This window comes from Mycobacterium sp. BK086 (genome assembly GCA_004362315.1).
In the GTDB taxonomy this organism is placed as follows: Bacteria; Actinomycetota; Actinomycetes; order Mycobacteriales; family Mycobacteriaceae; genus Mycobacterium.
On the sequence record SNWL01000003.1, the window covers coordinates 821,580 to 845,487 of the forward strand.

Annotated in this window: 24 protein-coding genes and 1 pseudogene; 7 read left to right on the forward strand and 18 right to left on the reverse strand. The window is 66.6% G+C overall.

Going from position 1 to position 23,908, the window contains the following annotated elements; translation table 11 throughout:
- Positions 1–12: 12 nt before the first annotated feature.
- On the reverse strand, positions 13–1,242 hold the full coding sequence (locus EV580_RS03935; RefSeq protein ID WP_133689810.1) for a M50 family metallopeptidase: 1,230 nt from the start codon (positions 1,240–1,242) through the stop codon (positions 13–15).
- Positions 1,239–2,417 (reverse strand): 1-deoxy-D-xylulose-5-phosphate reductoisomerase, encoded by a 1,179-nt coding sequence (gene dxr / locus EV580_RS03940; RefSeq protein ID WP_133689811.1) that lies wholly within the window; start codon positions 2,415–2,417, stop codon positions 1,239–1,241. The genes EV580_RS03935 and dxr overlap by 4 nt, the downstream gene beginning before the upstream one ends.
- Before the next feature lie 165 nt (positions 2,418–2,582).
- Here dxr and EV580_RS03945 point away from each other — a divergent pair, with 165 nt between their 5' ends.
- The 3 genes from EV580_RS03945 to EV580_RS03955 all read left to right on the forward strand — a co-directional run bounded on the left by EV580_RS03945 (position 2,583) and on the right by EV580_RS03955 (position 4,971).
- The gene (locus tag EV580_RS03945; protein WP_133689812.1) at positions 2,583–3,248 is read left to right on the forward strand and encodes a fasciclin domain-containing protein; all 666 of its coding nucleotides are present in this window, start codon (positions 2,583–2,585) and stop codon (positions 3,246–3,248) included.
- 71 nt (positions 3,249–3,319) lie between these two features.
- Positions 3,320–4,654, forward strand: a complete 1,335-nt coding sequence (locus tag EV580_RS03950; RefSeq protein WP_133691025.1) for a cryptochrome/photolyase family protein — start codon at positions 3,320–3,322, stop codon at positions 4,652–4,654.
- Positions 4,655–4,716: 62 nt separating this feature from the next.
- Positions 4,717–4,971, forward strand: a complete 255-nt coding sequence (locus EV580_RS03955) for a DUF2631 domain-containing protein (RefSeq protein ID WP_133689813.1) — start codon at positions 4,717–4,719, stop codon at positions 4,969–4,971.
- Positions 4,972–4,974: 3 nt separating this feature from the next.
- On the opposite strand, the gene rlmN is transcribed toward EV580_RS03955, so the two are convergent.
- The 6 genes from rlmN to EV580_RS03985 form a co-directional block, all read right to left on the reverse strand.
- A complete protein-coding gene (gene rlmN, locus EV580_RS03960) occupies positions 4,975–6,066 on the reverse strand; it encodes a dual-specificity RNA methyltransferase RlmN (RefSeq protein WP_133689814.1) in 1,092 nt (363 codons plus the stop codon).
- A gap of 17 nt (positions 6,067–6,083) precedes the next feature.
- Positions 6,084–6,980, reverse strand: coding sequence for a phosphatidate cytidylyltransferase (locus EV580_RS03965; RefSeq protein WP_133689815.1), 897 nt, complete (start codon positions 6,978–6,980; stop codon positions 6,084–6,086).
- Complete coding sequence (frr, locus tag EV580_RS03970) at positions 6,980–7,537, reverse strand: ribosome recycling factor (RefSeq protein WP_133689816.1); 558 nt, start codon at positions 7,535–7,537, stop codon at positions 6,980–6,982. Before frr ends, EV580_RS03965 begins: the two co-directional genes overlap by 1 nt.
- 16 nt (positions 7,538–7,553) lie before the next feature.
- Entirely contained in the window at positions 7,554–8,276 is a 723-nt protein-coding gene (gene pyrH, locus EV580_RS03975) for a UMP kinase (RefSeq protein WP_133689817.1), read from the reverse strand.
- A 124-nt stretch (positions 8,277–8,400) separates the two neighbouring features.
- The gene (locus EV580_RS03980; protein ID WP_133689818.1) at positions 8,401–8,754 is read right to left on the reverse strand and encodes a Fe-S protein; all 354 of its coding nucleotides are present in this window, start codon (positions 8,752–8,754) and stop codon (positions 8,401–8,403) included.
- A gap of 26 nt (positions 8,755–8,780) precedes the next feature.
- Positions 8,781–9,458, reverse strand: a complete 678-nt coding sequence (locus EV580_RS03985; protein ID WP_133689819.1) for a class I SAM-dependent methyltransferase — start codon at positions 9,456–9,458, stop codon at positions 8,781–8,783.
- Positions 9,459–9,504: 46 nt separating this feature from the next.
- Here EV580_RS03985 and EV580_RS03990 point away from each other — a divergent pair, with 46 nt between their 5' ends.
- Entirely contained in the window at positions 9,505–9,924 is a 420-nt protein-coding gene (locus EV580_RS03990) for a MarR family winged helix-turn-helix transcriptional regulator (RefSeq protein ID WP_133689820.1), read from the forward strand.
- A gap of 68 nt (positions 9,925–9,992) precedes the next feature.
- Positions 9,993–10,913 (forward strand): NmrA family NAD(P)-binding protein, encoded by a 921-nt coding sequence (locus tag EV580_RS03995; protein ID WP_133689821.1) that lies wholly within the window; start codon positions 9,993–9,995, stop codon positions 10,911–10,913.
- A 61-nt stretch (positions 10,914–10,974) separates the two neighbouring features.
- Here EV580_RS03995 and EV580_RS04000 read toward each other — a convergent pair whose 3' ends face one another.
- The 9 genes from EV580_RS04000 to rpsB all read right to left on the reverse strand — a co-directional run bounded on the left by EV580_RS04000 (position 10,975) and on the right by rpsB (position 21,160).
- Positions 10,975–12,954: a primary-amine oxidase gene (locus tag EV580_RS04000; protein WP_133689822.1), complete on the reverse strand. Its 1,980-nt coding sequence runs from the start codon at positions 12,952–12,954 to the stop codon at positions 10,975–10,977.
- A gap of 6 nt (positions 12,955–12,960) precedes the next feature.
- Entirely contained in the window at positions 12,961–14,481 is a 1,521-nt protein-coding gene (locus EV580_RS04005; RefSeq protein WP_166654575.1) for an APC family permease, read from the reverse strand.
- A 46-nt stretch (positions 14,482–14,527) separates the two neighbouring features.
- The gene (locus EV580_RS04010) at positions 14,528–15,250 is read right to left on the reverse strand and encodes an ABC transporter ATP-binding protein (RefSeq protein ID WP_133689823.1); all 723 of its coding nucleotides are present in this window, start codon (positions 15,248–15,250) and stop codon (positions 14,528–14,530) included.
- A 2-nt stretch (positions 15,251–15,252) separates the two neighbouring features.
- Positions 15,253–15,819 carry an ABC transporter permease gene (locus tag EV580_RS04015; protein ID WP_133689824.1) on the reverse strand — a complete coding sequence of 189 codons (567 nt, stop codon included), beginning with the start codon at positions 15,817–15,819 and terminating at the stop codon, positions 15,253–15,255.
- Positions 15,819–16,988, reverse strand: coding sequence for an ABC transporter permease (locus tag EV580_RS04020; RefSeq protein WP_166654576.1), 1,170 nt, complete (start codon positions 16,986–16,988; stop codon positions 15,819–15,821). Before EV580_RS04020 ends, EV580_RS04015 begins: the two co-directional genes overlap by 1 nt.
- Before the next feature lie 77 nt (positions 16,989–17,065).
- Positions 17,066–18,475 carry an amidase gene (locus EV580_RS04025; RefSeq protein ID WP_133689826.1) on the reverse strand — a complete coding sequence of 470 codons (1,410 nt, stop codon included), beginning with the start codon at positions 18,473–18,475 and terminating at the stop codon, positions 17,066–17,068.
- A gap of 41 nt (positions 18,476–18,516) precedes the next feature.
- Positions 18,517–19,380, reverse strand: a complete 864-nt coding sequence (locus tag EV580_RS04030) for an LLM class F420-dependent oxidoreductase (RefSeq protein ID WP_133689827.1) — start codon at positions 19,378–19,380, stop codon at positions 18,517–18,519.
- Positions 19,381–19,503: 123 nt separating this feature from the next.
- Positions 19,504–20,319: a translation elongation factor Ts gene (tsf, locus tag EV580_RS04035; protein WP_133689828.1), complete on the reverse strand. Its 816-nt coding sequence runs from the start codon at positions 20,317–20,319 to the stop codon at positions 19,504–19,506.
- 16 nt (positions 20,320–20,335) lie between these two features.
- Positions 20,336–21,160, reverse strand: a complete 825-nt coding sequence (gene rpsB, locus EV580_RS04040) for a 30S ribosomal protein S2 (RefSeq protein ID WP_133689829.1) — start codon at positions 21,158–21,160, stop codon at positions 20,336–20,338.
- A gap of 351 nt (positions 21,161–21,511) precedes the next feature.
- On the opposite strand from rpsB, the pseudogene EV580_RS04045 reads away from it, so the two are divergent.
- A pseudogene (locus tag EV580_RS04045) lies at positions 21,512–21,940 on the forward strand (M23 family metallopeptidase); the annotation flags it as partial.
- Positions 21,941–21,944: 4 nt separating this feature from the next.
- Here the strand turns inward: EV580_RS04045 and EV580_RS04050 are convergent.
- Positions 21,945–22,412, reverse strand: coding sequence for a hypothetical protein (locus EV580_RS04050; RefSeq protein ID WP_133689831.1), 468 nt, complete (start codon positions 22,410–22,412; stop codon positions 21,945–21,947).
- A gap of 65 nt (positions 22,413–22,477) precedes the next feature.
- On the opposite strand from EV580_RS04050, the gene EV580_RS04055 reads away from it, so the two are divergent.
- Complete coding sequence (locus EV580_RS04055; RefSeq protein WP_133689832.1) at positions 22,478–23,908, forward strand: protein adenylyltransferase SelO; 1,431 nt, start codon at positions 22,478–22,480, stop codon at positions 23,906–23,908.

The following is a 23,908-nucleotide window of genomic DNA, read 5'->3' on the forward strand; positions in this document are numbered from 1 at the left end:
TCACTTCATCTCCTACTGGAACAGTCGGATGGGGTTGACCAAGTCGGCGGTGACGGTCAACAGCATGTAGCCGACCACCACGACGAGGATCACGTAGGTGGCGGGCATCAGCTTGAGGTAGTTCACCGGCGCTGCGGCGACCTTGCCGCGCGCCGACCGGACGAGGTTGCGGATTTTCTCGTACACGGCGATCGCGATGTGGCCGCCGTCGAAGGGCAACAGCGGCACCAGGTTGATCGCGCCGAGCACGAAGTTGAGCTGGGCCAGGAAGAACCAGAACGCCACCCACAGGCCGTGGTCGACGGTATCGCCGCCGATGATGCTGGCGCCCACCACGCTGATCGGCGTCTCGGGATCACGCTCACCGCCGCCGATGGAGTGAATCAGGGCACCGACCTTGGTCGGGATCTTGGCCAGCGACTTGCCCAGCTCGACGGCCAGGTCACCGGAGAACGCGAACGTCGCGGGCACTGCCGACAGCGGGTTGTACTGGGTGGGCGCGAACACCTCGGGCGCGACGCCGATGGCGCCGACGGTGGTCGGTGCGGTCGCGTCTTTGGAGGTCCACCGCTGCGTGGCGGTGACGTCGACGGTCGTGGTGAATTCGCGGGATTGCCCGTTCTCGACGCGGTCGACGGTGAACGCCGTGGGACCGTTCACCTTGCGGACGGCGGCGACGAGGTCGTCGAAGGTCCCGACGCGGGCGTCACCGACCTTGGTGATGACATCGCCCTTCTTGATTCCCGCCAGCGCTGCCGGGCCGGGCCCGGTGCAGTCGCCTGCCTTGTCCTTCGCCAGTTGCGGTGCAACACAAGCGGTTTCACCTACCATCGCGTTGGTGGGCTGGTGCAGGTTCGGCAGGCCCCAGACGATCGCGATGCCGTAGACCAGCACCAGGCCGATGATGAAGTTCATCGCGGGCCCGGCGAACAGCACCGCGACCCGCTTCCAGGTGTCCTGCTTGAACATCGCGTACGGCCGCTCTTCGGGCTTGAGCTCCTCGACGGACGTCATGCCCGCGATATCGCAGAAGCCGCCGAGCGGGACGGCCTTGATGCCGTACTCGGTGGTGCCGAGTTTGTTGGGCCGGTGTGTGGACCACAGGGTCGGGCCGAAGCCCACGAAGTAGCGGCGCACCTTCATTCCGGTGGCGCGCGCCACCCACATGTGACCGCACTCGTGCAGTGCAACAGAGATGAGGATGCACAGTGCGAACAGCGCGATGCCGATAACGAACATCATCGGATTGAAGCGACCTCCTGTGTGACGGCCGCGCGGGCTCGCTCCCGTGCCCATCGCTGCGCGTCAAGTACTTCTTCCACGGTAGCGGGTTGCGCGGCCCACTGGTCGGCGGCGTGCAGGACGTCGGCAATTGTTCGCACGATGGCCGGGAACCGGATCTTGCCGTCGAGGAACGCCTCGGCCGCCTCTTCGTTGGCCGCGTTGTACACCGCGGTCAGGCAGCCGCCGGTCTGGCCGGCGTGCCTGGCCAGGTCGACGGCCGGGAACACCGACGCGTCCAGCGGCTCGAATTCCCAGGTGGAAGCTGTCGAGAAGTCGCAGGCCGCGGCGGCGCCGGGCACCCTGGCCGGCCAGCCCAGCGCCAGCGAGATCGGCAGCTTCATATCCGGCGGGCTGGCCTGCGCGATCGTCGAGCCGTCGGTGAACGTCACCATCGAGTGCACGATCGACTGCGGATGCACCACGACCTCGATGCGCTCATAGGGAACGCCGAACAGCAGGTGCGTCTCGATCAGCTCCAGGCCCTTGTTGACCAGCGACGCCGAGTTCAGCGTGTTCATCGGGCCCATGTTCCAGGTGGGGTGGGCACCGGCCTGTTCGGGTGTGACGGGCTCGAGCTGGGCGGCCGACCAGCCGCGGAACGGTCCGCCGGAGGCGGTGAGCACCAGCTTGGCGACCTCGTCGGCGCTGCCCGAGCGCAGGCACTGAGCCAGCGCCGAGTGCTCGGAGTCGACGGGCACGATCTGGCCGGGCTGGGCGGCCTTGACCACCAGCGGTCCCCCGGCCACCAGCGATTCCTTGTTGGCCAGCGCCAGGCGGGCACCGCTGGCCAGCGCGGCCAGGGTGGGCTGCAGCCCCAGCGCCCCGACCAGGGCGTTGAGCACGACATCAACGCCGTTCTTTTCGCAGGCGTCCTCGACCAGCCGGGTGACGCCGTCGGGGCCGCTGTAGGTGACGTCGCCGATCGTCTCCGCGGCGGCCGGGTCGGCGACCGCGATATTGGTCACCCCGGTCTCGGCGCGCTGGCGGGCCAGCAGGTCGGGGTTTCCGCCACCGGCGGCCAGCCCGACGACTTCGAAGCGGTCCGGGTTCTCGGCGATGACCTCCAGCGCCTGGGTTCCGATGGAACCGGTGCTGCCCAGGATCAGGACCTTCAGGCGGTTGGCGGGGCTCACCGCTCAATTGTGCCGCGTCCCGCCCGTGATTTCGGCATCGGCGATCGTCGCGGTCGAACATCGCTTCGGATTTGGGTCGCACCGCCACGATTTGCACCCATCCGGATGGCCGAGTGCGCCGAATCACCTGTGCATTGCCGACCACACAGGACAAGGGAGTCACTAATGGCATTTCACCGGACCGTGCTGAGCGCCGTCGGATTGACCGCGGCTGCCGTGCTTTTCGCCGGCTGCTCGTCGACCGGCACCACCGCGGAGTCATCGACCGCCACCTCGGCGGCGACCACGATGATGACCACGACCACGGCCACCAGCACCGGGGCTGCCGCACCGGCCGGCACGCTCGTCGGCCCCGGGTGCGCGGGCTACGCCGAACAGGTACCCACCGGCCCCGGGTCGGTCGCGGGCATGTCGAAGGACCCGGTGACAGTGGCGGCAAGCAACAACCCGCTCCTCAAGACGCTGACGTCGGCGTTGTCGGGCAAGCTCAACCCGAACGTCAACCTGGTCCAGACCCTCGACAGCGGTCAGTTCACCGTGTTCGCACCCACCGATGACGCGTTCGCCAAGCTGGACCCGGCCACCGTCGAGAAGCTCAAGACGGACAAGGATCTGTTGACCTCGATCCTCACGTATCACGTCGTTCCGTCGCAGGCCAGCCCCGCCCAGGTGGTGGGTCAGCACAAAACCGTCCAGGGCGGAACGGTCACGGTGACCGGATCGGGTGACAACCTCAAGGTCAACGACGCCGGTGTCGTGTGTGGCGGGGTCCAGACGGCCAACGCCACGGTGTACCTCATCGACACGGTGCTGATGCCGCCGGCGCAGTAATGCCGCGGGCCCGCGACTAGTTCGGGCGGTGGCCAGACAACCGCTCTGACCCAAGGGGGAGCATGGAAAAGATGCCCGCACTGCTGTGGTTTCGCCGCGATCTGCGCCTGCACGACCTACCGCCTCTGCTGGAGGCCGCGGCTGACGACGCCGACGTGCTCGCGTGCTTCGTCCTGGATCCACGGCTGGAGAAATCCTCGGGCCCGCGCCGACTGCAATTCCTCGGTGATTCGCTGCGCGAGCTCAACGATGCGCTCGACGGGCGGCTGCTGATCACGCGCGGCCGCCCGGAGAAGCGAATTCCCTTGCTGTGCAAACAGATCGGCGCTTCTTCGGTTCACATCTCGGCCGACTTCAGCCCGTTCGGGGTGCGGCGCGACGAGGCGGTGGCCGCTGCGTTGGCCGAGACGGGTGCCGAGCTGTGCGCCACGGGTTCGCCGTATCTCGTGTCGCCGGGACGGGTCGCCAAGGACGACGGAACCCCCTACAAGGTGTTCACGCCGTATTTCGCCAAGTGGCGCGACGTCGGCTGGCGCAAGCCCGCGGCGTCCGCGACGGCCGCGGTGAGCTGGATCGACCCGCCGTCGAAACACCGGGTGGACGCCCCCGACCCCGGTGTCGAGCTGGACCTCCCGGCCGGTGAGAAAGCCGCACTGGACCGCTGGGCCGAGTTCGTCGATGACGGCCTGGCCGACTACGCCGAGGACCGCAACCGCCCGGACAAGCCGGGCATCAGCCGCATGTCGGCGCACCTGAAATTCGGCACCATCCATCCCCGGACGATGGCCGCCGACCTCAACGTCCGGGCCACCGGGGCGAGCGCCTATCTGCGGGAGCTGGCGTTCCGCGATTTCTACGCAGCAGTGCTGCACGAATGGCCCGACAGCGCGTGGTGGAACTGGAATCGCAGCTTCGACGCCATGGAAGTCGATACCGACAAACACGCCGACGAGCTGTTCGAGGCCTGGAAGCAGGGCCGCACCGGCTTCCCGATCGTCGACGCCGGGATGCGGCAGCTGCGCGACTCGGGCTTCATGCACAACCGGGTGCGGATGATCGTGGCGTCGTTTCTGGTCAAGGATCTGCACCTGCCCTGGCAGTGGGGCGCACGCTGGTTCCTCGAGCAGCTGGTGGACGGCGATATGGCCAGCAACCAGCACGGCTGGCAGTGGTGTGCGGGCTCGGGCACCGACGCGTCGCCCTACTTTCGGGTGTTCAACCCGATCACACAGGGCCAGAAGTTCGATCCCGACGGTGACTACGTGCGGCGCTGGGTGTCCGAGCTGGCCGAGGTCGACGACGTCCACAAACTGAAAGGTGGCCGGCCCGACGGTTATCCGGAGCCGATCGTCGATCATGGCGCCGAGCGCGCCGAGGCATTGCGGCGCTACGGCCAGATCGGCTGAGCCCGCGGCAGGCGGGTGTGCCAGAATTACGGCGATTGCCGATCGCAGTGACAGGAGCCGCAATGGTCAGCACCGAGGTGGAGCGCTACACAGACGTCGACACCGGCGACGTACCCTCGGCCGCCTGGGGCTGGAGCAAGATCACCCCGCGCACCTGGCACGGTGTCGGCATCTTCGTCACCCTGTTCCTGCTCGCGATGCTGCGCGGCAACCATGTCGGCCACGTCGAGGACTACGTGCTGATCGTGTTCGCCGTCCTGGTGTTCGGCGCCACCGTCCGTGACTGGTGGGGCCGTCGCCGCGGTTGGATCCGCTAGCCGCTAACCGCTGGCGGCGAGCTGACCGCACGCCGCCGCGATCTCACGCCCGCGGGTATCCCGCACCGTGCACGACACTCCCTGAGCCTTGACCCGGCGGACGAACTCGCGTTCGGCCGGCTTGGGGCTGGCATCCCATTCGCTGCCCGGCGTCGGGTTCAGTGGAATGAGGTTGACGTGGGCCAGCGGGCCCAGCGCCTTGTGCAGCTTCTTGCCCAGCAGGTCGGCCCGCCAGGGCTGGTCGTTGACGTCGCGGATCAGTGCGTATTCGATCGACACCCGCCGGCCCGTCGTATCGGCGTAGTACCGGGCCGCATCCAGCACCTCGCTGACCTTCCAGCGGTTGTTCACCGGCACCAGGGTGTCGCGCAGTTCGTCATCGGGGGTGTGCAGTGACAGTGCCAGCGTCACACCCAGGTGCTCGTCGGCGAGCTTGCGGATCGCGGGGGCCAGCCCGACGGTCGACACCGTCACCGAGCGCGCGGAAATACCGAAGCCGTCCGGCGCCGGGGCGGTGATGCGCTGCACGGTGGCCAGCACCCGCGCATAGTTGGCCAGCGGCTCACCCATGCCCATGAACACCACATTGGACAGCCGCTCACCGAACTCGTCGCGCGAGGTGACCGCGGCCGCGCGCACCTGCTCGAGGATCTCGGCCGTGCTCAGGTTGCGAGTCAGCCCGCCCTGGCCGGTCGCGCAGAACGGGCACGCCATGCCGCAGCCGGCCTGCGACGAGATGCACACGGTGTTGCGGTTCGGATAGCGCATCAACACCGACTCGAAGGTGGTGCCATCGTGGGCGCGCCACAACGTCTTTCGGGTTTCCCCCGCGTCGCATTCGATCTCTTTGGCCACCGTCAGCAGTGGGGGGAACAGTGCATCGGCGACCGTGTCGCGCACCGCGGCGGGCAGATCGGTCATCTGCTGCGGGTCGGCGAGCAGCCGGCCGTAGTACTGCTGGGCCAGCTGCTTGGCCCGAAATTTCGGCAGCCCGAGTTCGGCCACCGCGACCGCCCGACCCTCGGCGTCCAGGTCGGCAAGATGGCGCGGCGGCAAGCCACGCCGCGGCGCCTCGAACACGAGGTCTTGTTTCATTACGTCCAGTATGGCGGTCAGGCCAGCAGGGTCAGCACAATCCAACCGGCGACCGCCGACGGCAGCATCGCGTCGATGCGGTCCATGATCCCGCCGTGACCCGGCAGCAGCGTGCCCATGTCCTTGATGCCCAGATCGCGTTTGACCTGCGATTCGACCAGATCGCCGAGCACGCCGGTGATCACCAGCATCAGCCCGAGCGGCAGTCCCACCCAGGCGGGCTTGTGCAGCAGGAACGTGACCGACAGCACGGACGCGGCGATGCCGAACAGCAGCGAACCGCCGAGGCCTTCCCAGGACTTCTTGGGGCTGATCGCCGGGGCCAGCAGATGCTTACCGAACAGCACGCCGGCGGTATAGCCGCCGATATCGGCGAACACGACAGTGGCGATCACGGTGAAGACCCGCGCGCCGCCGTTGTCCTGGAAGATCAGCAGCGCGGTGAAACTCGCGAACAACGGCACCCAGGTGGCGAGCAGTACCGAGGCGGCGATATCGCGCAGATAGTTCACCGGCGCTTCGCGCAGCCCCTGGCCGAGCAGGCGCCACACCATGGCGACGACGATCGTTCCGCCGTAGGCACCCAGCGTCCCGGCCACGCCCCACGGCCAGGCCAGCCAGATCATCGCCTGCCCGCCCACCAGCAGCGGCACGACGGGCATCACATAGCCGTGCTCGCGCAGCCTGCGGATCACCTCGTGAGTGGCGATCGCCATGGCGATGGACAGCAGCGGGAACCACCACTTCGGCGCGAACAGCAGGCTGCCGATCGCCATCGCGCCCAGCGCGGCGCCGACGGCAATCGCGGCAGGCAGATCACGACCGGCGCGCGAGGTCTTCTTGTTCTCCGGCGCCGGTGTACCGGGGGCGTCGGATTCGGTGTCTGCCACGGGCAATCGTTGCTGAGCGGTCATCAGACCTCCAGCAGCTCGCCTTCTTTGTGCTTGACCAATTCGTCGATCTGTCCGACGTAGGTCGCGGTGGCCTTGTCCAAGTCCTTCTCCGCGCGACCGACCTCGTCTTCGCCGGCCTCGCCGTCCTTGCGGATGCGGTGCAGTTCCTCCATCGCACGACGACGCACGTTGCGCACCGACACCTTGGCGTCCTCACCCTTGGACTTGGCCTGCTTGACCAGATCCCGGCGACGCTCCTCGGTCAGCTGCGGGATCGACACCCGGATGATGTTGCCGTCGTTGGAGGGGTTGAGACCCAGGTCCGAATTGCGGATCGAGTCCTCGATCGCCCGCAGCTGCGACGCCTCGTAGGGCTTGATGACGACCATGCGCGCCTCGGGCACGTTGATGCTCGACAGCTGCGTGATCGGAGTCGGTGTGCCGTAGTAGTCGACGACGACGCGCGCGAACATGCCGGGATTGGCCCGTCCGGTCCGGATGGACGACAAGTCGTCGCGGGCGACCGAGACGGCTTTCTCCATCTTCTCTTCGGCATCGAAGAGAGCCTCTTCAATCATGTGACGTGGGTCCTCCTCAGCTGACCAGAGTTCCGATCTTCTCACCTGCGACCGCCCGAGCGATATTCCCGTCGGTCAGCAGGTTGAAGACCAGGATCGGCATCCCGTTGTCCATGCACAAACTGAACGCCGTCGCGTCGGCCACCTGAAGGCCGCGATCGATGACCTCTCGGTGGCTGATTTCGGTGAGCATCTCGGCGTTCGGGTCCTGGCGCGGGTCCGCGGTGAAGACACCGTCGACCGCCTTGGCCATCAGGACGATGTCGGCGCGGATCTCCAGCGCCCGCTGCGCGGCAGTGGTGTCGGTGGAGAAGTAGGGCAGTCCCATGCCGGCACCGAAGATCACCACGCGCCCCTTCTCCAGGTGGCGCACCGCACGCAACGGGATGTAGGGCTCAGCGACCTGACCCATGGTGATCGCGGTCTGCACGCGGGTGACGATGCCTTCCTTCTCCAGGAAGTCTTGCAGCGCAAGGCTGTTCATCACGGTGCCGAGCATGCCCATGTAGTCCGAGCGGGTGCGTTCCATCCCGCGGTGCTGCAGCTGGGCCCCGCGGAAGAAGTTTCCGCCGCCGATGACCACGGCGACCTGAACGCCGCTACGCACCACTTCGGCGATCTGGCGGGCCACCTGGGCGACGACGTCGGGATCGAGCCCGACCGATCCGCCGCCGAACATCTCCCCGCCGAGCTTGAGTACGACCCTGTTGAAGTGCGGCCGCAGCTCCGTCTCCCCCATCAGACTCCTCCGAGATAGTCTCCGCTCCTGGCACGAGAGTGCCATCCCGGCGACTCTCGGGACGGCACTTCCATCCTGCCTTATCGGAGAACCTGGTGATTTCCCGGGTTATGCCTGGTGCGGGTCACCAAATCACGGCGATGCCCGCCGCCGCCAGCGACAGGACACCGACCGAGACGAAGACCGGACGCGGAACCGGAGCACCGGTGCGGCGCTGCCGGGCATTGCCCATCCCGAGCAGGCCACCGATCACCACGAGAATGGCCAACTTCACCCCGATCTTGGGGTAGTTCAAGACAATTCCCGCCGGCCACGGCGCCGCCAGCGCGATTCCGGTGAGCAAGGAGACGAGGAGTCCGTAGTCCATCAACCGGGTAGTGCGAAATCGCCGGGCCGCCGCCTCGGCCGTCCACGCACCGAAGGTGACGGCGAACCCGACGATATGCACCAGCACAACTACATGACGTAGTAGTTCCATGCCGGTCACACTACGACACGCCGGGGTCAGCCGAGGTGAGCTTGCAGCAGCCACGCCGGCATCGACTTGCGGCCGTTCGGCTCGTCGCGCAGATCGCCGCCGGCGAATTCGACCATCGTCGCCATCGCCTCAGGGACGTTCGCGTGGATGCGCGCGGGACGGATCTCGTCGATCACCCAGTACGGCTCCACAGCGGCACGCAGTTCGTCGGCGGTCACCGGATGAGCGGGGCCATTGGCCGGCATGGTTCCGGCGTCGAAGACCAGCACGAAATACGACGCTCCCGGCGCGGCCGCTCGCACGATCGAGCGTTGATAGCCGTCGCGCAGCTCGACAGGCATCGAGTGGAACAGTGTCGAGTCGACGATGGTGCCGAATCTGCCGTCGTAGCCGCCGAAGTCGCTGATGTCGGCGACGTCGAAGCTGGCCGTGGTCACCCCGCGCTTGGCGGCCTCGGCGCGGGCGAGCTCGATGGCGGTCGGCGAGAGGTCCAGGCCGACAGTGGTGAAGCCGCGCTCGGCGAGGAACAGCGAGACCGCCGCTTCCCCGCAGCCGGCGTCGAGGACGTCGCCGTGGAACTTGCCTTGCTCGATGAGCGCGGCGATCTCGGGCTGCGGCTCGTCGATGCTCCACGGGGGCCGGAAGCCCTCGAACTCCGGGGCCGAGCGCTGGTATGCGGAATCGAAGAGATCTTCAGTGGTCATACCTCCACGAATATCAATCAAGTTGATATATGTCAATATCATTGACATGAGTGCCGCCCACGACGAGCCGCTGGGCTATCTGCTGTACCGGGTGGCCTCGGCCCTGCGCGCCGAAGTGACGGCAACGGCGCTCGAACCCGTGGGGCTGTCGTTCCCGCAGTACATCTGCATGCGGATCCTGTCCAAGTTCCCCGCCCGCTCCAATGCCGAACTGGCCCGCGACACCGGCGTCTCGCCGCAGGCGATGAACATGGTGCTGCGCAGCCTCGAAGAGCGCGCACTGGTGACCCGCCCGGCCAGCGTGGATTCGGGCCGCTCCCTGCCGGCGAAGCTCACCCGCGCGGGAATCGACCTGCTGGCGCGCACCGATGCCGGGGTGCGCGCGTCGGAACAGTCATTGATGGCCGATCTGAGCGACGAACAACGGCGGGAATTCCGCAGGATTCTCGCCACCCTGGGCGCCTGAGGAATGTTCCCTTACTGAGTTCAGTTGGCTATACCCAGAAGGAATTCTTCCGCGCGTAAGGAAACCCGATGGCAGACAACGAGTTGTTTCTGGTCACCGGCGCCACCGGCAACACCGGCGCCCCCACCGTCAAGATTTTGCGCGATGCCGGGCGGCGTGTGCGCGCACTGGTCCACACCGCAGACGAACGCGCCGACGAACTGGCCACCCTCGGCGCCGAGGTGGTGGTGGCCGACCTGCTCGACCTGCACTCCACGAGTTCGGCCCTGGCCGGAGTGAGTGCGGCCTACTTCTGCTTTCCGATCGCGCCCGGTGCACTACTGACCGCCACCACCATCTTCGCGCAGGCCGCCAGCGAAGCCGGGGTCAAAGCGGTGGTCAACATGTCTCAGATCTCGGCCCGCCGGGAAGCCAAAAGCCATGCCGCCCAACAGCACTGGCTGGCCGAACGGCTCCTGGACCGGTCGGCTTTCATCACCACACACCTGCGCCCCACCTTCTTCGCCGAATGGCTGCGCTGGACGTGGCTGCGCAACGAGGACGGTGGCGTCTTGCAGCTGCCGTTCGGGGACGGCCGCCACGCCCCCATCGCCGGGTCCGATCAGGCCAAGGTCATCGCCGCGATCCTGCAGAACCCGGCGCCACACGATCGGCAGATCTACCCGCTCTTCGGAGCGCAGGAACTCAATCACCACGGGATCGCCGCGCAGATCGCAGGAGAGTTGGGCATTCCGGTGCGCTACGAGTCGCTCGACATCCCTACCTTCGACGCGGCGATGGCCGCCAACGGGCGGGCCGACTTCTTCATCCAGCATCTGAGCAACGTCGCCCAGGACTACCGCGACGGCATCTTCGCCGGCGAGAACAATCTCGTCGAGGTCATCGGTGGGAGCAAACCGCTGTCGGTACCCGAATACGTCCGGGCCAACCGCGCCGCGTTCGATCACGATGGACCGTTCTCACTGCGCAAAGAACTGCCCCAACGGTAAAGGACCCGAAAGCCAAGCAGCGGCGAGAATTCCGCAGAATTCTCGCCGCTGCTCGCGTCCGCTAGTGGTGGGAGTGACAGGCCTTCGGCGGTGACGGCGGCAGGTCCAATGCCGGGTTACCGTCGAAAAATCCGATCGGCTTGAGGTGGAATCCCACGTACGCACACGGCATCACCGGCCAGTCCTCCGGACGGACGATGTGGTGAGCACCGAGGGTGTACCACAACACCACATCGGTGTCGTCCAACGGAGCATCATCGGCGATGAATTCCGGCAGGCCCTGAGCATCCGGCGACTGGTACATGTAGTCACCGGCGGCGAACTTCTCCCCCGGCTCGTACTTCGTCACCCATAGGTTGTGCTGGACGAACTTCGCCCGGTCGTAGATGTAGGACCCTTCCTGCACCATCACCGGAACGATCTCGCGCGGCACCAGCTTGTAGGCCACCGGGCTTCCGAGTTCGTTCTTCTTGGACGGGTTGGTCACCTTCCAGTACCGGCCGGTGTTCCAGTTCCAATCCCTGGCACCTTCGGCTTCCGAGGCCACCAGCGTGTCCCTGGTGATCCAGGCGTTCTTGTGTGGATTCAGCTCCGGGTCAGGCTCAGGAATCGAATCCACCTCGTACACACTGTTTTTCGCACCATCGACGCTCATGTCGAGACGGAAGTTGAAGAAATGCTGATGATTCGGACCGTAGATGCCCGGCGCGACCAGCTTGCCCCATCGGGGCGACTCCCCTTCCGCGACAGCACCCGTGGTGAGCACGCCGGAGAGCTTGACCTCCACCTCGATGGACGCATCGTTGTAGAAGTACCAGAAGAAGCCGTACTCGTAGTTGCCCACCGTGCAGATCATCGAGATCACCAGCCGGCGCGAGCGCCGCACCTCGACCTCTCCGGTGCGGAAATCGGTGTGCTTCCAGGAGATTCCGTAGTCCTCCTCGTGCATGCAGATCGCGTTCGGAATCGTCACGGCGTTGCCGTCCGACTCGTTGACCGTGCCGTCGAAGTAGAAGATCTCACCGAGGCAGTCACAGCCCAGAGTCAGCGGGTTGGCCGAGAATCCCATGCCCACTTCGCCCATGTCGAACACGTTCTTGTTCCAGTGCGTCGGCGAGGTGTCGCCGTACGGCACCACCATCTCCGAGAGTGAACCGCGGTACAGAATCGGCCGGGTCTCGCCGCGGTCGGTGTAGGTCACCTCATGGATGGTGAGGCCCTCGCGCGGATTGAAACCCACCCGCAGAGACCACTTCTGCCACTGGACTTTCCAGCCGTCGACGGTGAAGCTCGGGCCTTCGGGCTGGGTGATGTCGATGGTCTTGACGTCGTCGCGGAACCGGGTGAACGCGGGCCGGTTGTCCTCGCTGAACATGAACTCCGCCGAGTAGTTGCCCGCCTTCGGCGGCAGCGGCACCACCCCGTGATCCTCGACCTCCAGCACTTTCATCGAGTCCAGGTCGAAGGTGACGATCACCCCTTCGACCGGACGCGCATAGCCGTGCTCGGAGGCCGCCGCCCGCATGAACGTCAGCGGCCGGCAGATCAGCGGTGAGTTCTCGTAATGATCCTGCGCGCCGTAATAGCCGGCCGGCCACGGGTCGATCATGGCCAGGTCGAAATCGGTGATGCCACGTTTGAGCATCGCGTCCTGCCACCGCGGGTCGGCGCGGACCACCTCCTCCACCCCAGTCATGTGCTCGACCAGATAGGACGGGAATCGGCCCGGGATAGCCGTCCACGACTCCACCACCCGGGCGCCGATATCGACGACCGACTCGTAGATCAGCTTGGCCGCCGCGTCGTACATGGTGATGAAAGCCCGGCGCGGCACGTCGGACATCGACTGATAAGTCAGCTGCTCGTTCTTGTCCGGCTCCGCGAGCTGGATCATCACGAACTTCAGTGTCGGAGTGGCATATTCCGATTCCTTCACGACGGCCGCAGCCGCCTCGATCTCGGCGCCGCTCAGTGGGTCGAGAGGGTAACAGGAACGGTCATCGGTCATCCCCGTGCTCAGCACGGTGCTGTCCATGGTCATATCGAGCTAAACCGCCTCAGGGCTAGGTGTTTCGGACTTCTTGAGATCCAGCACGGCCAGGTGGGCCAGTGCGTCTTCCTGCGTCATCTTGTGTGCGGAACGCCGGCCGAAGATGTAGACGACCACACCGAGGGCGAACATGCCCGCCGCGATGCTGCCCGTCCACGTCATCCAGGTGCTGTCCGGCACGTCGGCAATCCAGGACTTGGCGAACGAGTAGTAGATGCCGCCGAGGGTGCCCACCGAGCCGATGACGATCGTGATCCACACGCCGACCATCCCGCCGGGGATGCGCCAGAACTTCTCAGCCGCATAGCGATCGGCGTACTTCTTACGCGCGATGATGACCGGGACCAGGAAGAAGAACCCCGAGATCAGCCACGCGATGGACAGGCCGCCCTGCAGGAACACCGTCACGTTGGCCATGCTGCTCTGGGAGTACAGGCCCACCAGGATCAGCGAGGACAACACACCCTGGATGAGCACCGCGGTCACCGGGTTACGGGTGCGCGGGTTGAGGTGGGTGAAGATCCGCGGCAGGTGGCGTTCCAGGCCGGAGACGAAGATCAGCCGCGAGTAGGTGACCTGGTAGCTCATCAACGCCACGAACACGATCAGGGCGAGCACGACCGCGGCCACTTCCATGACACCCGCGGGCGCGGCGGTACCGAGCATGCCGATGACGCCGGTGACCGGGTTGATCTCGTCGGCGGGCAACACCATCACGGTGCCCAGGGTGGTGAGCAGGTAGATGAGGATCAACGCGATCGAGCCCCAGACCACCATCTTCGGCCCGCTCTTGCGCACCGACAAGAACTCCGCACCCATGTTGTACGGGGTCTCGACGCCGACCAGGTAGAGCAGCACGGTGCCGTAAAGGAAACCGGCGCCGGCGAAGTCGGGCACCAGCGCAGCGTGCGCGGTGAATTCCTGCGCCGACCCGTTGCGGATCGCGTAGATGACGCCCGAGACGAAGATGACCGCGGTCAGCACCCAGTACACGACGAAGACTGCGTTCATGATCTTCTGGTTCGCCGCGAGTTTGGCCAGCGCCAAACCGATGACAGCCCACAGGATCACGACCTGCAGAATGATCGTCAGCGTCAGACCGAGTTCGGCGTGGAAGGCCAGCAGCAGGAACTGCAGGATGATCGCCGGCGACGACGCGGAGTTCAGCACCACCGGGATCCACGACAGATAGCCGCCGATGAATCCCCATGTCTCGCCCATGGTCCGGGTGGCCCAGATGTACACACCGCCTTCACCGGGCCACAGGTTGCCCAGTTCGGCGACGGCCATGCCCGCGGGGATCAGGAAGGTGAGGATGCCGAGGATCCACATCGGGATCGCGGTCCAGCCACCGGCCGCCATGATCGACGAGCCGGTGATCCAGCAGATGATGAAGACGTAGGTGGCCGTCAGGCCGAAGGTCGTCATCACCTTCGGCAGCACCTGCTCGGGGACGAGCTCTGTGGTCAGAAGCTTGTCACGCTGAGCCGACGCTGGCGCCTCGAGTTCTTGCGTCATACGTGTTTTCTCCGAATCCCGATTGGGGCAGTTGGATTCCCCTGGGTCAGTTGATGATTTGTCCGTCTCTCATACGGACGACACGGCTCGCTTCGTCGGCCACCGTGGGATCGTGGGTGCTGGCGACGACCGTGACGCCAAGCGTCGAACACAGGTCGCGCAGCATGCGCACCACCGTCTCCCCCGTGCGGTGGTCGAGATTTGCCGTCGGCTCGTCGGCAAGAACGAGCGTGGGGCTACTGATCAGCGACCGCGCGATCGCGGTGCGCTGCTGTTCACCACCCGACATCTTGGTCGGCTGGTGATGTACGCGGTGGCTCAGGCCGACGAGGTCGAGCAGCTCCAACGCCCTCTGTCGCAACGACTTGCGGTCGTAGGGCTCGAACATCAATGGCAGTTCCACGTTTTCGACCGCCGACAGGAACGGGATCAGATTGTAGCTCTGGAAGATGAACCCGATCGTGTCGTGGCGCAGCGCGGCGAACTGGCTCTCGGTCAGCTTGGCCGTGTCGCGACCGGCGATCGTCACCGAGCCCTTGGTGGGCCGGTCGAGGCCGCCGATGATATTCAGCAGGGTCGACTTGCCCGAACCACTCGGGCCCATCAAGCAGACGAATTCGCCTGGCATGACGGTCAGTTCGGCGGCGATCAGGGCCTTGACCACCTCGTCGCCGAGCTTGTGCAGCTTCCATACATCGCTGATCTCGATCACCGGCGACGGCTCGGGCGACGGCGCGATATCCGGGGTGGCGTCTTCGACTGCGGTCATGTCTAACCTCCGGTCGACAGGGAGCGGATGGGGGGACGCGACGCCGCGTTCCACGTGGGCACGATGCTGGTAGCGAGGGCGGCGATGATGCTCACGATCACGGCGATCGCCGAGCCGAGGCCGAGTCCGGCCGAGGAGACCCCGGTGGGGACCAGGCCGAGGACGCCGAGCACGATCGCCGCGATGACGGCCAGCACGACGCCGGCCACGGCACCGAGTACGGCAGTGACCGCGGGTTCGACGAGCAGGGCGGCGATTACGGGCCTGCGGGGTACGCCGGTGGCTCCGAGGACGCCGAGTTCACGGGTGCGGTGAGCAATGGTCCGGGTGGTCGCGACGGCAACCTCGACGACTCCGACGAGCAGCACCGTGATCGCGATCAGGATGACCGCACGGCCGATCTCGGCGGCATGGCCCAGGGATGCCGACTGGGCCTGGATGCCCGCCGACATGCCGAAGACGATGACGACCAGGAAGGCGCCCGTCGCGGTGGTCACGATCGGCAGCACCATTTCACGCACCCGCCGCCGCGCGGACAACCAGCCGTAGGACAGTCCGAACTTGATCATCAGCGCGCTCCGAGCAGGTCGACCGGACGGTTCTGCAGCAACCGGTGCACGGGGATCAACGCGCCGACGATCGACATCGCGGGCAGGAAGCCGGCCACCATACCGGCGGCCTGCAGCCAGGCGATCGGGGTGGCGATGCCCGGGATCACCAGCCACACAGCGATTCCCGCGGTCAGCACGCCCAACACGTAGGCCGCCACGAACACGACGGCGGACTCCACCAGGAAGAAGTAGAGCACTTCGTCGGCCAGGCCGATGCTGGACATGATGCCGAATTCACGCCTGCGCTCCTGCACCGCCGCGAGGAAGGACGACACGGCGATGATGAAGCCCAGCACCAAGCCGATGATCGAAATGATGCCCAGCGTCGAACTGGTGACCTTGCCGGAGAACAGCGCCGAATACTTCTGGTCGAACGTCAGCGGGCCGTTTCCGCCCACCGTGTCATAGATGAGGCCGGCCCCGGCCGGGTCGGGTTTGACGGACGGGTCCGACGTCGAGGACAGACCGACCGCGCCGCCGAAGGTGGTGCCCAGAGTGCGACTCTTCTCCTGGCCCGCCGGCGCGTAGACCGTCCACCACCCGTTGTCTCCCACGATCGACGCGGCAAGCGGTGTCGTCACCGTCACCGACTGGCCGCCACCACCGACCCGCACTACGAGAGACTGGCCGCCCACGACGATGGGGTCACCGTCGTGAACGCCCAGCCGCTGTGCCACCTCTGAGCCCAAAACTGCTTGGCCAGTAGCAGTTTCGTCGCTCCCCCGCAACGAGACCGGCGTCCCGTTGATTTCGGCCGTACCCGACAGCGTCTTGATCGCACGCCACCCCCCAGGGGCGTCGATCGCGGGTGCGGGCCCGTCGGCTACCAGTGCCTGCACCGTGCTGTCGTAGTGCACTCCGGCGGCCGGAACCGCCCAGAGCTGTGCGCCACCGAGCACCTCGGTCACCGAGTCCGCGCCGGTGATGGCGAAGCTCGACGAGATGGTGCGCACGACCGTCACACACGTGAGGGCGAGCGCAATCCCCAGGACAGACAACACAAACCGTTCGGGCCTGCGGCGGATGTTCGCCCACGCAAAGCGGAGTAGACACACGAATGTGTTGTTCCCCGAAGAGGTGGCGATCGCCGATGGTCGCGAAATCGTTGTGGAGGCAGAGGTTTCCACATCGACAATATTCTGCTCGCCCTGTTTCGCGGACCGAAGCCGCTGATGTCGGTCCGGTTACGCCACCGGCCCCGCTGTTAAATCAACGTGTCGACGCGAGGCCACGGTTTGGCCTCTTCGAGTTCGTACGCCAGCTCCAGCAGCCGCCGCTCGTGGCCGAGTGGACCGGCCAGCATCATGCCGACCGGCATCCCGGACGCGGATTGGCCCAGCGGCAACGAGATTGCCGGCTCCCCCGTCGCGTTCTGCAGCGGCGTGAAGGCCACCCAGTCGATCAGGCGGTCGATGATCTGTTGGTAGTCCGCGGTGGGGTCCAGGTGCCCGATGCGCGGCGTCTCATCGGCCAGCGTGGGCATCAGCAGCACGTCGTAGGTCTGGTAGAGCCGGGCGGTGACCCGACGCAGCCGACGCAGCCGGGTGATAGCGACCGGCAATTTGTGGAGGTTGCGACTGGCGTGCCGGTCGAGCCCCAGGGTGAGGTTGTCCAGCTTGGTCTTGTCGAAGCTCTCACCGAACGTCTTCTGGCCGGTGCGCACCAGGGTCATCGCCAAAAGCGCCCAGTACAAGAGGAAGTCGTCCAGGAAATAGCGCGGCACCGGCGGCTGGTCGAGGTATTCGACACTATGGCCAAGTCCCGCAAGCAGTTCGGCGGTCTGCAGGGTGATGTCGCGGACGCTCGGAGCGGCTTGCCGCACCACCGAGGACGTGACGACCGCGACGCGCAGCCGCGCGGTGCCCGGGCCGGTGACGGCGCCGATCGGCTGCAGCCGGCGGTTGCGCCAGATGCGTTCGGTCTCCCGGTAGAACGCGGCGGTGTCGCGCACGGTGCGGGTGAGCACGCCGTCGTTGACGATGCGCACCGGCATCTGCCGGGTCATCTTGTCCAGCGGCAACCGGCCGCGCGACGGCTTGAGCCCGACGAGGCCGTTGCACGCCGCGGGAATTCGGATGGACCCGCCGCCGTCGTTGGCGTGGGCGATCGGCACCACGCCGGCGGCCACGAAGGCGCCCGAGCCCGACGACGACGCACCCGCCGTGAAGTCGGTATCCCACGGGTTGCGGACCGCGCCGATGCGGGGATGCTCGGCCGAGGCGCTGAAACCGAACTCCGAGAGTTGGGTCTTCCCGAGCGGCACCAGTCCGGTGGCCAGGAAGAAGGCCGCGAAGTCACCGTGCGCGGTGTGCGGGCGGGGCTCCCACGCGTCGGTGCCCTGCATGGTCGGCATGCCCTCGACGTCGACGTTGTCCTTGATGAACGTCGGTACGCCGTCGAAGTAGCCACGCCCGCCCGCGTAGGCCCGGGCCAGCGCCCGCTCGAAGGTCTGGTGCGCCAGGCCGTTGAGGATCGGATTGACCTTCTCGGTGCGGGCGATCGCGGCCTCGACCAGTTCCGGCCGGGACACCTTGCCGGTGCGCAGGGCGTCGACCAGGGCTACCGCATCCAGGGTGCCGAGGGCGTCGTCGCCGAAGGCATTCACGTGCTGCATTCGGTCGACGCTAGCAGGCACGTGTTCAATAACGGCCCGGCTCACCCGGGAAGGTCGGCCGCCACCGCTTCCAGCGCCGCCAGGTGGCCGTCGACTCCGACCAGGCCCGCGCCCATCGTGTTGATCGAGACGTGGGTGGCGCCGGCCGTGCGCCACGCGTCGAGCTCCTCGCCGACGGTGTCGCGCCCGCGAGACCAGTCGACCCGGCCCTCCATGCCCAGCGCGGCCGGATCGCGTCCTGCGGCAACCGCTGCCCGCTCAACGGCGGCACGCGCCTCGTCGAGCCCGTGCGCCGGCGGTATCATCGGGAACCAGCCGTCACCGAGACGCCCAGCGCGTTCGTAGGCTTTCGGCGAGGCGGCACCGAACCACACCGGGATGGGCCGCTGCACCGGCAGCGGCGCGATGCCCGCTCCGGTGATCGTGTGATAGCGCCCCTCGAGCGTCACCGATTGTTCGGTCCAGAGCCTGCGCATCACGTCGACCTGTTCCTCGGACCGGCGGCCGCGATTGGAAAAGCCTTCGCCGAGCGCCTCGTATTCGACTGCGTTCCACCCCAATCCGATTCCGAGCCGCAGCCGGCCGCCGCTGAGCAGATCCACCTCGGCGGCCTGCTTGGCGACCAGAGCGGTCTGACGCTGAGGAAGGATGATCACCCCGGTCACCAGCTCCACGGTCGTGGTGACCGCCGCGAGGTAGCCGAACATCACCAGCGGTTCGTGGAAGGTGGTGTGGACGTCATAGGGCCCGGCCCAGCCCTCGTGCACGTCGCGGTCGGCGCCCAGCACGTGGTCGTAGGCCAGGATGTGGGTGAACCCCAGCTCCTCGACCCGCTGCCCGTAGGCGCGGACCGCGCCGGCGTCGCCGCCGAGTTCGGTCTGGGGGAAGGTGACTCCGATGCGCATGGCTCATCCAACCGCAGGCGGTTCGCGATGCTTCCCGAGAATGGCAAAACCCCGCGTCGCCGGGATCGCCGGAGGTGACGCGGGGTTTTCCAGTGGGCCGCTTGATGCGCGGCCCAAGTTTTGTCAGGCCTGGCCGACCTCGAAGCGGGCGAACCGTGTGACGGTCACGCCGGCCTCGTCGAGCAGCGCCTTGACGGTCTTCTTGTTGTCGGACACCGACGGCTGCTCGAGCAGCACGACGTCCTTGTAGAAGCCGGTGACGCGACCCTCGATGATCTTGGGCAGCGCCTGCTCGGGCTTGCCCTCGGCCTTGGCCGTCTCCTCGGCGATGTGGCGCTCGTTGGCCACGATGTCGGCGGGGACGTCCTCACGGGTCAGGTACTTGGCCTTGAGCGCGGCGATCTGCAGGGCCACGGCGTGCGCCGCCTCCTTGCCGTCACCGGTGTACTCGACCAAGACACCCACGGCGGGCGGCAGGTCGGCGGCACGCTTGTGCAGGTAGGCCTCGACGGTGCCGTCGAAGTACGCCGCACGGCGCAGTTCGAGCTTCTCGCCGATCTTGGCCGACAGCTCGGCGACGGCCTGCTCGACGGTCTTGTCGCCGATCTTGGCGGCCTTGAGGGCCTCCACGTCGGCGGCCTTGGACTCCAGGGCAGCTGCGACGACATCGTCGGCCAGCTTCTGGAATTCGGCGTTCTTGGCGACGAAGTCGGTCTCGGAGTTGAGCTCGATCAGCGCACCGCCCTTGGCCGCGACCAGACCTTCGGCGGTCGCGCGCTCCGCGCGCTTGCCGACGTCCTTGGCGCCCTTGATGCGCAGCGCTTCGACGGCCTTGTCGAAGTCACCGTCGTTTTCGGCGAGGGCATTCTTGCAGTCGAGCATGCCCGCGCCGGTGAGCTCCCGGAGCCGCTTGACGTCGGCAGCGGTGTAGTTAGCCATGTGGCCTTCCTATGAATTAAGAAGCGTCAGTGGTGGTTTCAGCGGCTGGCGCAGCCTCATCGGGGGCCGTCGCGGTTGCGCTGGCAAGCAGCTCCTGCTCCCACTCGGCCAGCGGTTCGGCTGCGGCTTCAGGCTTGTCGCCCGCACCGGCGCCGGAACGAGCCTTCAGGCCCTCGGCCACCGCGGAGGCAATCACCTTGGTCAGCAGGGCTGCCGAGCGGATCGCGTCGTCATTACCCGGGATCGGGTAGTTGACCTGATCGGGATCGCAGTTGGTGTCCAGGATCGCGATGACCGGGATGCCCAACTTGATGGCCTCGCTGACAGCGAGGTGCTCCTTGTTGGTGTCGACGACCCAGACGGCCGAGGGAACCTTGGCCATGTCGCGGATACCACCGAGGCTGCGCTCGAGCTTGTTCTTCTCACGCGTGAGCATGAGGATTTCCTTCTTGGTGCGACCCTCGAAGCCACCGGTCTGCTCCATGCCCTCAAGTTCCTTGAGGCGCTGCAGACGCTTGTGGACGGTGGAGAAGTTCGTGAGCATGCCGCCCAGCCAGCGCTGGTTCACGTAGGGCATGCCGACGCGAGTCGCTTCTTCGGCGATGGATTCCTGCGCCTGCTTCTTGGTGCCGACGAACATGATGGAACCGCCGTGGGCGACGGTCTCCTTGACGAACTCGTAAGCCTGATCGATGTAGGTCAGCGTCTGCTGCAGATCGATGATGTAGATGCCGTTGCGGTCGGTGAAGATGAACCGCTTCATCTTGGGGTTCCAGCGTCGGGTCTGATGCCCGAAGTGCGTGCCGCTGTCAAGCAGCTGCTTCATGGTTACAACAGCCATGATTGGCCATACCTCTTAGGTTGTCGGTTGCCGCCCGGCTTCGGGTGAAGCCAAGCCCTGGCGCCTGAGGCATGCCGACCCGGCCGAAACATCTCAGACGGGACCAACCGGCATGCGTTGTGCAAGTCAATGAAGCGGACTTGCGGAACAGACGCGCGAAGTCAACCCGCTCGCGCGAGTTGCGGATCAAAGTTTACACCGCCGCAACGGGTGCTTTGTCCACAGCGGCTGGCCGGTCCACAGTGTGCCGTTCCCGGGCTACCGCTCGGCCGGTTGGGGCGCTGAATTGGAGTGATGCGAGTCTTCGCGGTGCTTGCGGCCGCTGTGCTGCTATCCGCGGGCGTCGGCCGGGCCGATTCCGGACGACTGGTGTGGCCACTGCGACCCCCGCCGGCGGTGACCAGGACATTCGACGCTCCCTCCCCGGACTGGCAGCCCGGACACCGCGGCGTGGACCTGGCCGGGGCGCCCGGGCAGCCGGTCTATGCCGCCGGACCGGCGACGGTGGTGTTCGCCGGCACGCTGGCCGGACGCCCGGTGGTGTCGCTGGCCCATGCCGGCGGGCTGCGGACCAGCTACGAACCGGTCGAGGCCTCTGTGCGGGCCGGACAGCTGGTGGACACGTCGACCGCGCTGGGTCGACTGTTGCCTGGTCACGCGGGGTGCCCGGCGCAGGCTTGCCTGCACTGGGGCGCGATGTGGGGTCCGGCGTCACGGGCCGACTACGTCGACCCGCTGGGTCTGCTGGGCAGCACACCGGTCCGGCTCAAGCCGCTGACGGGATCTAGCTGAGCGTGTAGGCGTCGTGGGACACCTGGAACGACCTGCCGGACTTGCTGTCGGCGCAGGTGACCCCGGCCCGCTCGATCGTGCAGGTGATGCTGCCCACTGAGCGCCGTGCGCCGTAATCGAGGGTCGGGGGCGCGTACTGCCCGGTGAAGAACAGCTGACTCATGACGAACCCGAAGCAGGGCGCCTGGCCTTCGGCGAGCTGAAGGTTCTCACCCCCAGGTTCGCCGATGGCCCCGGGAACGTTGGCGCGCGGGCAGGTGTCGGACTCCGGGGTGGCCCAGCTGTGCTCGTTGACCTTGCACCAGGCGAAGGCCGTGCGATCCGGGGCCGTGCCGAGTTGGCAGCCGACGTTCCCGGATGGGGACAGGAATTGAATCCTCGAGTTCGCCGCGTAGGCGTTCGGCGCCATGGCCACGGTCGTCAGTGCTGCCGCCGCGGCGACCATCGCGATTCTGAACATGGCGGAAGTCCACTGCGCCGTCGGGGCTACCGAACCCAAGTTCGGCGTCCGTAGGCTGGTCAGCGATGAGCATCGCGCCTGACACGACCGTCGTCCTCGGCCACCGATTCGCCACCGAGGTGCCCGAAATCGCGCTGCCCTGGCAGGCCGAGTCCGCACCCGATCCGCGCGTGCTGGTGCTCAACGAGTCGCTGGCCGCGGAGCTGGGCCTGGATCCCGCGTGGCTGCGCAGTCCCGACGGAATCGGTCTTCTCGTCGGGACTCGTCTGCCTGAGGATTCCGAACCCGTCGCCCAGGGATATGCCGGCCACCAGTTCGGCGGCTGGGTGCCGCGCCTGGGCGACGGTCGCGCCCTGCTGCTGGGCGAACTCGTCGATGCCGAAGGCCGGTTGCGCGACCTGCATCTCAAGGGATCGGGGCGCACCCCTTTCGCCCGCGGCGGCGACGGGCTGGCGGCGGTCGGGCCGATGCTGCGCGAATACCTGATCAGCGAAGCGATGTATGCACTGGGCATTCCGACCACCCGCTCGCTGTCCGTGGTGGCCACCGGGCGCACTGTCCAGCGCGAAACCGCTTTGGACGGTGCCGTTCTGGCTCGCGTCGCGGCCAGCCATCTGCGCGTCGGTAGCTTCCAATTCGTCGGCGCGTCAGGCGATCTCGCGGTATTGCGCCGCCTTGCCGACCACGCGATCAGCAGGCACTACCCCGCCGCCGCCCAGGCCGACAATCCCTATCTGACCCTGCTGGATTCCGTGGTCGCCGCGCAGGCGAGCCTCATCGCGCGGTGGATGCTCGTCGGATTCATCCACGGCGTGATGAACACCGACAACATGACGATCTCGGGCGAGACGATCGACTATGGCCCGTGCGCATTCATGGATGCCTTCGACCCGAGGACGGTGTTCAGCTCGATCGACTCGGGGGGCCGGTACGCCTACGGCAACCAGCCACCGATCGCGGTGTGGAATCTCGCCCGTTTCGCCGAAGCCTTGTTGCCGTTGATTGACGAGGACCAGGACCGGGCGGTCGAGCTGGCGATGGCGTCACTGCAGCAGTTCGAAGGGTTGTACACGGCGGCGTGGTCGGCGGGTATGCGCACGAAACTCGGGCTGCGCGACGGCATCGACAACGCGGTGGCCGAGCAGCTGGTCACCGACCTGGTGGAACTGCTCACGAGCGAGCACGTCGACTACACCTCGTTCTTTCGCGCGTTGGCAGCTGGCGTGGTCGACCCGGCATTCGCGCAGTGGGCCACCCGATGGCGCGCCCTGAACCCGGACGTGGAGGCGATGCAGCGGGTCAACCCTGTCTACATTCCGCGTAATCACCTGGTCGAGGAGGCGCTGACCGCCGCGTCGGCAGGCGACATGGAGCCGTTCGACCGCCTTGTCAGGGTGGTCAGCGCCCCGTTCGACGAACGGCCGGGTTTCGAGCGCTACGCCGATCCCGCTCCTGACGACTTCGGAAAATGCTTCCAAACCTTCTGCGGCACTTGA